General features: G+C 72.8%; 10 protein-coding genes, 1 tRNA gene and 1 other RNA gene. 1 reads left to right on the top strand and 11 read right to left on the bottom strand.

Annotated elements, in window-relative coordinates:
* Window positions 1–156: 156 nt before the first annotated feature.
* The 7 genes from AC4H2S_RS04915 to ffs form a co-directional block, all read right to left on the bottom strand.
* Complete coding sequence (locus AC4H2S_RS04915) at window positions 157–1212, bottom strand: aspartate-semialdehyde dehydrogenase (protein WP_491495829.1); 1056 nt, start codon at window positions 1210–1212, stop codon at window positions 157–159.
* Window positions 1209–2495, bottom strand: coding sequence for an aspartate kinase (locus tag AC4H2S_RS04910; RefSeq protein ID WP_491495828.1), 1287 nt, complete (start codon window positions 2493–2495; stop codon window positions 1209–1211). The genes AC4H2S_RS04915 and AC4H2S_RS04910 overlap by 4 nt, the downstream gene beginning before the upstream one ends.
* Before the next feature lie 90 nt (window positions 2496–2585).
* Window positions 2586–3167 carry a DUF5063 domain-containing protein gene (locus AC4H2S_RS04905; protein WP_491495827.1) on the bottom strand — a complete coding sequence of 194 codons (582 nt, stop codon included), beginning with the start codon at window positions 3165–3167 and terminating at the stop codon, window positions 2586–2588.
* Window positions 3164–3760 (bottom strand): recombination mediator RecR, encoded by a 597-nt coding sequence (gene recR, locus AC4H2S_RS04900; RefSeq protein WP_491495826.1) that lies wholly within the window; start codon window positions 3758–3760, stop codon window positions 3164–3166. The genes AC4H2S_RS04905 and recR overlap by 4 nt, the downstream gene beginning before the upstream one ends.
* 10 nt (window positions 3761–3770) lie before the next feature.
* A complete protein-coding gene (locus AC4H2S_RS04895; protein WP_491495825.1) occupies window positions 3771–4151 on the bottom strand; it encodes a YbaB/EbfC family nucleoid-associated protein in 381 nt (126 codons plus the stop codon).
* A 32-nt stretch (window positions 4152–4183) separates the two neighbouring features.
* Window positions 4184–6307 (bottom strand): DNA polymerase III subunit gamma and tau, encoded by a 2124-nt coding sequence (locus tag AC4H2S_RS04890; RefSeq protein WP_491495824.1) that lies wholly within the window; start codon window positions 6305–6307, stop codon window positions 4184–4186.
* Between the two features lie 103 nt (window positions 6308–6410).
* Window positions 6411–6501, bottom strand: an RNA gene (gene ffs / locus AC4H2S_RS04885) — signal recognition particle sRNA small type.
* Between the two features lie 94 nt (window positions 6502–6595).
* On the opposite strand from ffs, the gene AC4H2S_RS04880 reads away from it, so the two are divergent.
* Window positions 6596–6681: transfer RNA gene (locus AC4H2S_RS04880), tRNA-Ser, on the top strand.
* 65 nt (window positions 6682–6746) lie between these two features.
* Here AC4H2S_RS04880 and AC4H2S_RS04875 read toward each other — a convergent pair.
* The 4 genes from AC4H2S_RS04875 to AC4H2S_RS04860 are packed head-to-tail and all read right to left on the bottom strand — an operon-like array spanning window position 6747 to window position 11865.
* Window positions 6747–8048: a UDP-N-acetyl glucosamine 2-epimerase gene (locus AC4H2S_RS04875; protein ID WP_491495823.1), complete on the bottom strand. Its 1302-nt coding sequence runs from the start codon at window positions 8046–8048 to the stop codon at window positions 6747–6749.
* Between the two features lie 44 nt (window positions 8049–8092).
* On the bottom strand, window positions 8093–9160 hold the full coding sequence (locus AC4H2S_RS04870) for a sugar phosphate nucleotidyltransferase (RefSeq protein WP_491495822.1): 1068 nt from the start codon (window positions 9158–9160) through the stop codon (window positions 8093–8095).
* Between the two features lie 33 nt (window positions 9161–9193).
* Window positions 9194–10438 carry a S8 family serine peptidase gene (locus tag AC4H2S_RS04865; protein ID WP_491495821.1) on the bottom strand — a complete coding sequence of 415 codons (1245 nt, stop codon included), beginning with the start codon at window positions 10436–10438 and terminating at the stop codon, window positions 9194–9196.
* Window positions 10438–11865, bottom strand: a complete 1428-nt coding sequence (locus tag AC4H2S_RS04860) for a type VII secretion protein EccB (RefSeq protein WP_491495820.1) — start codon at window positions 11863–11865, stop codon at window positions 10438–10440. Before AC4H2S_RS04860 ends, AC4H2S_RS04865 begins: the two co-directional genes overlap by 1 nt.

The following is an 11865-nucleotide window of genomic DNA, read 5'->3' as shown; positions in this document are numbered from 1 at the left end:
GGTGTCGCGGATGTCGTGAGACATCTGTCCGGGATGTCGTGAGACAGGTGTCCGGGATGTCGTGAACCAGCACACTGTCAGCCCGACACACAGAGATCCCGGACCCCCACAGGGGTCCGGGATCTCGTGATTCCGGAGTCGGAGTCCGAGTCGCGCTCAGCGCGCCGCAGCGATGAGCTCGGCGATCTGCACGGTGTTGAGCGCGGCGCCCTTGCGCAGGTTGTCGTTGCTGATGAAGAGCGCGAGGCCGCGGTCGTCGGGGACGCCGGGGTCCTTCCGCAGCCGTCCGACGTACGACGGGTCGCGGCCGGCCGCCTTCAGCGGGGTCGGCACGTCCTCGAGCGCCACGCCCGCGGCCGAGGCGAGGATCTCGCGGGCGCGGGCCGGGGTCATCGGCCGCTCGAACTCGGCGTTGACCGCGAGCGAGTGGCCGGTGAAGACCGGGACGCGCACGCAGAGGCCGGAGACCAGGAGGTCGGGCAGGCCGAGGATCTTGCGAGACTCGTTGCGGAGCTTCTGCTCCTCGTCGGTCTCGTCGAGCCCGTCGTCGACGATCGAGCCGGCCATCGGGAGCACGTTGTACGCGATGGGCTCCACGTAGGTCGTCGGCTCGGGGAAGGAGATCGCGGAGCCGTCGTAGGCCAGCTCGCGGGCCTTGTCGCCGGCCGCGGCCACGCCGTTGGCGAGCTCGTCGACGCCGGCCACGCCGGAGCCGGAGACGGCCTGGTAGGTGGACACGATGAGACGGGTGAGGCCGGCCTCGTCGTGCAGCGGCTTGAGGATCGGCATCGCGGCCATCGTCGTGCAGTTGGGGTTGGCGATGATGCCGCGCCCGGCCTCGATGACACCGGCCATCGCGTCGGGGTTGACCTCCGAGACGACCAGCGGGATGTCGGGGTCCTTGCGGAACGCCGATGAGTTGTCGACGACGATCACGCCCGCCTCGACGAACCGCGGGACCAGGGCCCGCGAGGTGGTGGCGCCGGCGGAGAAGAGCGCGATGTCGAGCCCGGCCGGGTCGGCGCTCGCGGCGTCCTCGACGGTGATGTCGCGGTCACCGAACGCGAGCACCGTGCCGGCGGAGCGGGAGGAGGCGAAGAAGCGGACCTGGTCGGCCGGGAAGTCGCGCTCGAGGAGGATCTGCCGCATCGCGACGCCCACCTGCCCGGTGGCGCCGACGATGCCGATGTTGACCTTGCGGGGAGCGCTCATCGTCCGGTGCCTCCGTAGACCACGGCCTCGACCTCGTCGGCGTCGAGGTCGAACGCCGTGTGCGTGGCGCGCACGGCGTCGTCGACGGCCGACTCGTCCACGATGACCGAGATCCGGATCTCGGAGGTGGAGATCATCCCGATGTTGACGCCGGCCGAGGCGAGCGCGGCGAAGAACTTCGAGGTGATGCCGGGGTGGGAGCGCATCCCGGCGCCGATCAGCGAGACCTTGCCGATCTTGTCGTCGTAGAGCAGCTTGTCGTAGCCCACCTCGGCCTGGATGCGCGCCAGCGCGGTCATCGCGACCTGGCCGTCGGTGCGGGGCAGCGTGAAGGAGATGTCGGTGAGGCTGGTCGCCGCGGCGGAGACGTTCTGCACGATCATGTCGAGGTTGATCTGGGCCTCGGCCAGCGCATCGAAGATGCGGGCGGCCTCGCCGACCTTGTCGGGCACCCCGACGACGGTGATCTTGGCCTCGCTGCGGTCGTGCGCCACGCCGGCGATGATGGGCTGTTCCATGGTGTCTCCCTCGCTGGGTGCGCTGGGCTGCGGGTCGTTGACGACCCAGGTGCCTTCGAGCTGGCTGAACGACGACCGGACGTGGATCGGGATGCCGTAGCGGCGGCCGTACTCCACGCATCGCAGGTGCAGGATCTTGGCGCCGCAGGCGGCCAGCTCGAGCATCTCCTCGTAGGAGACCTTGTCGAGCTTGCGCGCGCTCGGCACGATGCGCGGGTCGGCGGTGAAGACGCCGTCGACGTCGGTGTAGATCTCGCACACGTCGGCGTCGAGCGCGGCGGCCAGCGCGACGGCCGTGGTGTCGGTGCCGCCGCGGCCGAGCGTGGTGATCTCCTTGGTGTCGGCCGAGACGCCCTGGAAGCCGGCCACGATCACGATGTGGCCCTCGCCGATCGCCTGGGTGATGCGCCCGGGCGTGACGTCGATGATCTTGGCCTTGCCGTGCACCGAGTCGGTGATCACGCCCGCCTGCGAGCCGGTGAACGACCGCGCGGTGTAGCCCAGGTCGCTGATCGCCATGGCGACGAGCGCCATGGAGATCCGCTCGCCGGCGGTCAGCAGCATGTCCATCTCGCGCGCCGGCGGCAGCGGGGAGACGCCGGTGGCGAGGTCGTACAGGTCGTCGGTCGTGTCGCCCATCGCCGAGACGGCGACCACCACGTCCTGGCCGGACTTCTTGACCTCCACGATGCGCCTCGCGACGCGCTTGATGGCGTCGGCGTCGGCGAGCGAGGAGCCGCCGTACTTCTGCACGACAATGCCCACGGTTGGTCCTCGGGATCGGTGTGCGGCCGTCAGCGGCCGCGGTGCTCTGGCGTGCCTGCCAGCGCCGTTGCCGCCAGGCCACCGCAGATTCTACGGCTGGGCGGCAGGCGCGCTCCCGAGCATCTCATCCGCGACGGCAACGACCTCGGCGTCGGCCTCGAAGTCGGTGTCGAAGCGGTCGTGCGCGACGACGGTCAGCAGCGCGTTGAGGGCGGCACCGGCGAGGTTGCCCCAGTTGTTGACGTAGGAGAACTGCCACCACCACAGCGCCTCGTCGACGTCGCCGGCACGGAAGTGGCGCAGGCCGTTCTCGAGGTCGATCGCGATCGAGGCGAGGTCGTCGGAGAGCCGGCTGTGCACCACCTCGGGGAGGTAGGGGTCGAAGACGAACACGTAGTCGTCGACGCCCTCCAGCATCTCGGCCAGGCGCAGCCGGAGGTCGTCGATGTCGGCCTCGGGGCCGACGTCGGGCTGGTACTGCTCGCGGGGCGTGAAGTCGGTCTGGGCGCCCATCCGCGCACCGGCCAGCAGCACCTGGCTGATCTCGAGGAGCAGCAGTGACACGGCCTCGGCCCCGTTGCCCTCCCGCGCGATGGCGCGCAGGGCGAGCAGGAAGCTCTCCACGGAGTCGGCGATCTGCTCGCCGAAGCGGATCTCGTCGGTCTCGGTCATTCGGCTGATCTCCTTCCGGCGAACGCTCGCCCGAGCGTCACCTCGTCGGCGTACTCGAGGTCGCCGCCCACTGGCAGTCCACTCGCCAGACGGGTGACGCGCAACCCCATCGGCAGGAGGAGCCGCGTGAGGTAGGTGGCGGTGGCCTCGCCCTCGAGGTTGGGGTCGGTGGCGAGGATGACCTCGGTGACCACCCCGTCGGCCAGGCGTGGCATCAGCTCCTTGACGTGGAGCTGGTCGGGGCCGATGCCGTCGATCGGCGAGATCGCGCCTCCGAGCACGTGGTAGCGACCGCGGAACTCCCGCGTGCGCTCGATCGCCACGACGTCCTTGTACTCCTCCACGACGCACAGCACGCTGGGGTCGCGCCGCTCGTCGCGGCAGATCCGGCACCGATCGTCCTCGCTCACGTTGAAGCACACGGAGCAGAACTTCACCCGCGCCTTGACCTCGATGAGCACGTCGGCGAGGCGGCGCACGTCGGTGGGCTCGGCCTGGAGCAGGTGGAACGCGATGCGCTGCGCGCTCTTGGGACCGACGCCCGGCAGCCGGCCGAGCTCGTCGATCAGGTCCTGGACGACACCTTCGTACAAGGGGGGCGCCTCAGCCCAGGCCGGGGAGGCCGGGCATGCCGCCGCCGCCCCCGCCGAGGCCCTCGGTCAGCGGGCCCAGGGAGTCGCTGGCGAGCGCCTCGGACTTGGCGCGCGCGTCGCGGTAGGCGGCGACGATGAGGTCGGAGAGGTCGGACAGGTCGTCGGGGTCGGTGCCGTCGAACTCGCCGGAGCGGATCGTCACGCCGACCAGCTCGCCCACGCCGTTGGCGGTGACCGTGACGGCGCCGCCGGCGACGGTGCCCTCGACCGTCTGGCGGGCGAGGTCGGCCTGCGCCTCCTCGAGCTGCTGCTGCATCTGCTGCGCCTGCTGGAGCAGGGCGTTCATGTCGAAGCCGCCGCCACCGAGGGCGTCGAAGGGGTTCTGGGTCATCGGGTCTCCCGCGTGGGGTTGGGGATGGGTGGTCAGTCGTTCTTGATCTCTTCGATCAGCCGCGCACCGAGCGTCTGGCTGAGCAGTGACTCGGTGTCGATGGCCCCGGAGTCGGCGTCGGGGTCGTCGGGGTCGACGTCGTCGTCGGCGGAGCGGACCGGCGCCGCCGGCTCCGCGGGGCCGCCGGAGCGGGCGGCCTCGAGCGCCTCGCGGGCGGGTGCGGCCGACACAGAGGGCGAGGCGGCGGGCGCGGCGGGGGGCGCGGCCGGTGCGGCGGCGCCGCTCACCCAGTCCGGCGGCCCGCCGGGAGCCTCCTGCGCCGGGGCGGACGACGGGCGGGAGTCGGTGGCCGCCTGACGCACGACCGGGGCCTCGGCGGCCGCGCCCGAGGGGTCGACGATCGACTCGACGCGCCAGTCCATGCCGACGACGTCGATCGCGGCCTGGCGCAGGATCTCGTCGCAGCCGCCGTTGACGAAGGAGTCGCGGGCACCGGCGTTGGCGAAGCCGACGGTGAGCCGGACCCCGTCGACGTCGACGACGTGGGCGTGCTGCGAGAGCACCATCCACGCGAGGCGGCGCCGGTTCTTGGTCTGCTCGAGGATGTCGGGCCACAGCCGGCGTACGTCGACGAGGCTGAGGCCGCCGCGGGGTCCGGCCGGCTGCTCGGCGACCGGGGCATCGGGCCCGGCACCGGCGGCGGGGACCGGCGCCGGCTCGGCGACGACGGGCGGTGCCTGCGGGGCCGCGTCGACCGACGCGGGCATCGAGGTCGGCATCGGCGGGGGCGGCGGCGGACCCTCGTCGCGGACCGGCGCCGGCGTGGGTGCCTGCGTCGCCGGCTGGGCGGGCGCCTGGGCCGCTGCGGGGGCGGGCGCGGCCGGCTGGGCGGGCGCGGCCGGCTGGTCGGCCCGGGGCGCAGCAGCGGGAGGCGCGGCAGGGGCTGCGGCGGCGGGGGTGGCGGCGGGGCCGGGCGCCGGGGCGCCGGCGACGTCCATGCGCCGCTCGAGGCGCTCCAGGCGCGCCATCACGCCGTCGGAGGTGTGGTCGGCGCCGGGCAGCAGCACGCGGGCGCACAGCAGCTCGAGGAGCAGGCGGGGCGCGGTCGCGCCGCGCATCTCGGTGAGGCCGGCGGCGACGATGTCGGCGGCCCGGCTGAGCTCGATGGCGCCGAAGCGCGCGGCCTGGGCGACGAGGCGCTCGCCGGCGTCCTCGGGGACGTCGATGAGCCCGGTCGCCGGGGCATCAGGCACGGCGGTGACGATCACCAGGTCGCGCAGCCGGCGGAGCAGGTCCTCGGTGAAGCGGCGCGGGTCCTGCCCGGTCTCGACGACCTTGTCGACCACGGAGAAGACGGCGGCACCGTCGCGGGTGGCGAACGCCTCGACCACCTCGTCGAGCAGCGAGTCGGGGGTGAAGCCGAGCAGGTCGGTCGCGAGCTTGTGGGTCACCCCGCCGGGACCGGCGCCGCCCAGCAGCTGGTCGAGCACGGACAGGGTGTCGCGGGCCGACCCGGCGCCGGCGCGCACGACCAGCGGCAGCGCGGCCGGCTCGATCGCCACGCCCTCCTCGGCGGCCAGCTGGGACAGGTAGTCGCTGAGCAGGCGCGGCGGGATCAGCCGGAAGGGGTAGTGGTGGGTGCGCGAGCGGATGGTCGGCAGCACCTTGTCGGGCTCGGTCGTGGCGAAGATGAACCGCAGGTGGGGTGGCGGCTCCTCGACGAGCTTGAGCAGGGCGTTGAAGCCCTGCGTGGTGACCATGTGGGCCTCGTCGATGATGTAGACCTTGTAGCGGTCGCGCACGGGCGCGAAGAAGGCCTTCTCGCGCAGGTCGCGGGCGTCGTCGACGCCGCCGTGGGAGGCCGCGTCGATCTCGATCACGTCGATGGAGCCCGGACCGCCCCGGGCGAGGTCGCGGCAGCTGTCGCACTCGCCGCACGGGTCGGCGATCGGCGCCTGCGCGCAGTTGAGCGCGCGGGCCAGGATGCGGGCCGAGGTGGTCTTGCCGCAGCCCCGCGGCCCGGAGAAGAGATAGGCGTGGTTGACGCGGTTGGCCGCCAGCGCGGCCCGCAACGGCTCGGTCACGTGGTCCTGCCCGATGACCTCCTGGAAGGTCTCGGGCCGGTAGCGGCGATAGAGCGCGAGCGGTGACTCCACGTCGTGAACCCTAACCGTGCCCACCCACAGTGCGCACAGGCCGGGACCACCGCGGGAGAGCCCCGGCGGCCACGGCGGGGCGCCGGACGTCGACCGGACATGGAAAGGCCCCCCACGCACCCGCTAGAGCTCACTTACCCTTGCTGCCTTCCGGCCCTGGGGGAATTGGGCGAGGTGGCGCCGCGTGGGGGGTTGGCGGAAGTCTAGGGGAGCCCCTGACGCCCACCCAAACCCAGGGTGCGGCAGGCGATTTCACCGGCCACCGGACCGACCGGTACTCTCCTCGGCGGAGGTATCGCCTAGTGGCCTATGGCGCTCGCTTGGAAAGCGGGTTGGGTTAATAGCCCTCGGGGGTTCGAATCCCCCTACCTCCGCCGACACGCAGGGCCCCGCACCGGACGGTGCGGGGCCCTGCGTCGTGTGGGGGCGTACGCCCGGCTCAGCGCACCCGCGCCTGGAGGCCGTAGCGCCACTCCTCGGAGATCAGCAGGCTGCCCTCGTCGAGGCGCCGCTCGACCGCGTCGACGAGCATCGCCGACGCCTTCTCGGGGTAGACCCGGTCCCACGACAGCTCGGCGCGGTGCTCGAAGACGTTGTGGATGACCGCGGTCATCAGGTCCTTGTCGACGGGCGGGGCGAGGAAGTTGCTGCCGGCGAGGAAGGTCTCGGAGCGGTCGGAGCCGAAGCGCAGGGTCACGCAGGGCACCTCGAGGACGTTGGCCTCCTCCACGATGCTGCCGGAGTCAGTGACGATGACGGCGCACATCGACATCGCGGCGACGACGTCGAGGTAGCTGTCCCACACCGGGGTGGAGATCAGCGCGTCGCCGTACCTCGCCTCGAGGTCCTCGAGCCACTGCCGGCGTCCGAAGTTGTCGATCGCGGCCTCGGTGCCGAGCAGGCGGATGAACAGCACGTGGTGGCCCTGCTCGAGCAGCGCCTCCATCGCGTCCATCAGCAGGTTGAAGCGGTCGCGGTTGGTGGTGTTCTCGCGACGGTGCACGCAGAAGCGCAGGAACGACCCGTCGCCCATCTGCGGGAACCGCTGGAGCACCTGGTTCTTGTCGCTGCCGGCGACCGCCTGCTCGAGCGCGTCAACGACCGAGTTGCCGACCACGTCGATGGCCGCGGGCGCGAAGCCCTCCTCCAGCAGGAACTCGCGGTTGAGCTCGACCGGCGCGGCGTGCAGGTCGGAGCCGGCGTCGGCGACGCGCGTGTTGAACTGCTCCGGCGACGGCTCGCGGCTGCCCTTGGCCCAGCTGTCGCGGTCGATCGACTGGGCGCGGAACGAGGCCCAGTCGAGGTCGGCGCCCTGCTCGATCCAGCCCTTGAGCACCTCGGGCTTCGGCGAGAGGGTGCGCAGCCCCGCCTCGACGTGCACCAGCGCCTGGCGCTCGCCGAAGGTGGCCAGCGACCCGGCCATGGCGGTCGTGGTGTCGCCGTGCACGTAGGTGATGGGGAAGCCGCCGCGCTCGGAGAAGCCGCGGAGGTACTGCGCGAGCTTGGCGGTGATGCCGGAGACGAGGTCGTTGACGCCGCCGCGCACCTCGAGGTTGATGTCCTCGCGCACGCCGAACTCGTCGAGCATCGACTGGGACAGGTTGTGGTCGTAGTGCTGGCCGGTGTGGCAGAGCACGACGTCGTGGCCGCGCTCGCGCAGCTCGTGGTAGATCGGCGCCTGCTTGATGATGTCGGGCTTGGTGCCGACGACGACGATGTGCTGGCTGTTCTCGTGGGACATGGGTTCCTTCGGGTGGGGCGTGCGGCGACGGGGGTGACCGCTTCTCAGAGGAGGTCCTCGCGGGTGCTGGCCGCGAGGAGCGAACGGAGCCGCTCGAGCATGCCGGTGTCGAGCGCCTTCTGGCGGTCGAGGACGTAGACGGCGTCCTCGTGGGTGACGACGATCAGGCCGCGGGCACCGAGCGTGACGACCGGGCGCCCGTCCATGCTGGCGACGAGGGTGTCCTCGGCGTCGAGCTGGAGGGCGGGACCGATCGAGGTGACCCGCTGGTCGTGCAGCACGCGCTCGAGCCGGGTCCAGGTGCCGACGTCGGTCCACCCGAGCTGGCGGGGGACGACCAGGCACTCCATCCCGGCCCACATGAGCGGGTAGATCTCGTGCCCGCCGATGGCGGCGCCGCGGTAGGCCTTCTCCGACGTGGCACCGCGGGCGAAGCGCTCGACGGACTCGAAGATGAGCGGGAGCGCGGTGCGGTAGGCCTCGCACGCCCGGCCCACGCGTACTCCGTAGCAGGCGGTGTTCCAGTAGAGGTTGCCGGCCTCGGAGAGCTCGGCGACGACGTCCTCGTCGGGCTTCTCGTGGAACGAGTCGATCACCTGCACGGCGTCGTCGCCGCCCAAGGTGTGGATGTAGCCGAGGCTGGCGTCGAAGCGGGTGGGCTCGGCGCCCAGCACGACCATCGACTCCGGGGTGGTGACCAGCTGGTCGAGCATGTCGCGGGAGGCGGCGTTGAAGGCCTCCTCCTCGGTGATCAGGTGGTCCGAGGGCGCGATGAGCGCCGGCGCGTTGCCGTACTTGTGCGACAGCGTCGCGATGCTGAGCGCGAACGCCGTCGCGGGGCCGGCCGGGTCCTCCTCGAGGATCAGGTTGTCCGGCGGGACGGGACCGAGCGTCGCGCGGGCGGCGTCGGCGAAGCGCGCGCGGGTCGAGACGTGAATGCGGCTCGGGTCGACGATCTCGCTGAGCCGCTCGATCGTGCCGGTGAGCAGCGGGCGGTCGCGCACGACCGGCTGGAACTGCTTCGGGGCGCGGTCGCGGCTGATCGGCCACAGGCGCGAGCCCTGACCGCCGGCCAGGATGACGGCGACGGGTTCGTCCGTGGTCTCAGGCATGGCTCGATTCCATCATGGGTGGGGTGAGGTGGCTCAGCGCCGCAGCAGCGGGCGCAGCATGAAGGCGAGCGCCAGCAGCGACCCGGCGACCAGGCCCGACCACAGCAGGATCGCGCGGGGCGTGCCGAAGAGGTCGACGCGCTGGGGTGCCGGCGGTGCCTGGGCGTCGGCGCGGACCTCCTGGACGGTGGTCTCGACCTTGCCCTTGCGACCCGGCCGGATCTCGCGGGTGAGGGCGTCGTGCGCCTGCACCACGCCCGCGCCCGTCCACGGGCTCGAGGCGTCCGCGCTGGCCGCGCCGGCGCCCTCGGTGGTCGCCTGGAGCCTGGCGACGAGCTGCTGGGGCGTCTCGCGGGGGAAGCGCTCGGCGAGCAGCGCGAGAATGCCGCTGACCTGGGCCGTCGCCCACGACGTGGCGACCTCGCCCACGACACACGCCTGGCCCGTGGCGTTGGCGGAGAGCGCGCCCACGGTGGGGGCGGCGACGTCGGTGTCGGCGTTGGGCACTACGTAGGCGCTGGGGTTCTCGTCGCCGGGCGGGGTCGCGCTGACCGCGAGCACGCCGGGGTAGTCGGCCGGGTAGACCTCGGCGTCGTTGCCGGGCGTGCCGGCGAACCCGTCGGGGGTGCTCGACGCGGCGTTGCCCGCGGCCGCGACCACCACCACGTCGAGGGCGACCAGGCGCGCGACGGCATCCTCCAGCGCCGGGTCGGACTGGCGGACGGCGAGCGAGATGTTGACGATGTCGACCTGCTGCTGCGGCTGGGCCCGGATGACGGCCTCGATGCCGGCGACGATGCCGGCCGAGGTCAGCGGCCGCTCGCCCTGCGTGGTGTCGGCGTCCTCGGCGTCGTAGACCTTGACGTCGTAGACCTGCGCGTCGGGTGCGACCCCCCGCGGCCCGGCGATCAGCCCGGCGACGATCGTGCCGTGGCCCGAGAGCAGCGCGTTGGCCGAGACGCCCGGAACGGCCACTCCACCGGAGATGTCGAGGCCCTCGACGCCCATCACGCCGCTGTCGATCACGGCGACCTTCACGCCCCGGCCGGTGGCGAGCTCCTGGGCCTGCTCGACGTGCATCCGGTCGAACGCCGCGTTGTCCTTGGCGTGCGTGTCGGCGAGCCGCTCGGAGTCGGGGAGCTCGGTGACGCTGCAGGGGGCGTCGTGGTCGGCGGCGGCCGGCGCGGCGCCGAGCGGCACGACTGCGGCAGCGAGCAGGCCCGCGGCGAGCGCCGTGCGCGGCGACGGGCGGCGACGACCCGGCGACGGGGCAGCCATCAGCCGGCGTCCGCGGACGCGTCGTCGGCCGGAGGGGCGTCCTCGGGGACGCGGCGCGCACTGTTGGTCGACAGCGCGACGCCCGGCTCGAAGAACTCCAGCCACGCGCTCGGCACGATCGGCGGCTCGACGTCGCCGTAGCCGAGGAAGTCGGGCACCTCGGGGCCGACGAGGGCGTACTTGGCGCCCTTCGGATCGATGACGTAGGGCGTGCCGGACTCGGCGGCCGCGCCGGAGCCGGAGAGGACGTAGGCGCCCGCGCTCGGCTGGACGTCGACCGCGTGGCGACCCCGGCGGACCGCCGGGGGTGCCGCCGGGTCGGCCGCTCCGGTCGGGTTGGTGGCCAGGCTGAAGGAGGCGTCGGCGCGCGCGTCGGGGTGCAGCACGGCGCACAGCGCGCCGTTGGTGATCGGCTGCGGGACGTCGCTGGGCCACTCCGCCGGGGTCTTCGGGTCGCCGAACGACGCGGACAGGTCGTCGGCCAGCTCCTGCGTGCCCGTGCCGACCACGTCGTAGACCAGCGCGTCGAAGTCGCTGAGCCGCTCGGGCTTCTCGTCGCCGAGGAGGTAGTAGGCGCCGCTGCTCGAGCGCAGCAGGTCGCCGATGCTGTAGCGGGAGAGGTCGGTGCCGGTGCTGCCGTAGGGCACCGGCTCGCCGGCGCGGGTCACGCCGAACGACGCCCGCTCGAGCGGGTCGCCGAGGGGGAACAGGTTGAGCCAGTCGGCGTCGACCTCGGTGGCGGACGCGCCGAACCCGAGCCGGACGCCGAGCGTCGACGACTCGGTCTCGTCGGCCGGCATGGGCAGGCGGTAGGCGCTGCCCTGCTCGCTGCCGACCGGCGGTGCGGTGGCGATGAGCCACGTGGTGCCCTCGCTGCGCACGAGGAAGGCCGACCCGGCCAGGTCCTCGACGGTGGGCGTGCGCTGCACCGCGAGCTTGATGCCGAGGCCCGCGCCGGTGCACGCGGTCCAGTCGTCGTCGACCAGCTCGTCGGCGGACGGGAGGCTGGCGGGGGCCGCGTCGATGCCGAGGTCCTCGCCGAGCTGCACGGTGCGGATGTACTTGTCGCGCACCGTGAAGGGCGTCAGCTCGGCCTCGCCGAGCAGCAGCTGGGCGGAGACGTAGTTGGGCACCCGCTGGAGCAGCGGGTCGTCGCCGCCGCGCAGGACGACGTACTGCTCGCCGGTGTCCTTGGAGATGACGAAGCTGCCCTCATCGAGCCACTGGGCGGGCGGGCGGCCGAGCAGGAAGCCGGCGATCGCGGCGCCGGCGAGCAGGAGCACCGACAGCGCGACGCCGCCGATGAGCACGCGGCCGGGACGCACCGGCTCGACCTCGCGGCCGCCCGGCGCGCCGGAGACGAAGGCGGTGACCAGCCGGCGGCGGCTGAAGGCGTGTGCCTCGACCAGGTCCTTCTTGGTGGCCAT

Source organism: Nocardioides sp. Z13_37 (assembly GCF_058355585.1).
Note: the sequence above shows the minus strand (reverse complement) of the source record. Positions and strands in the feature narration are given on the sequence as shown.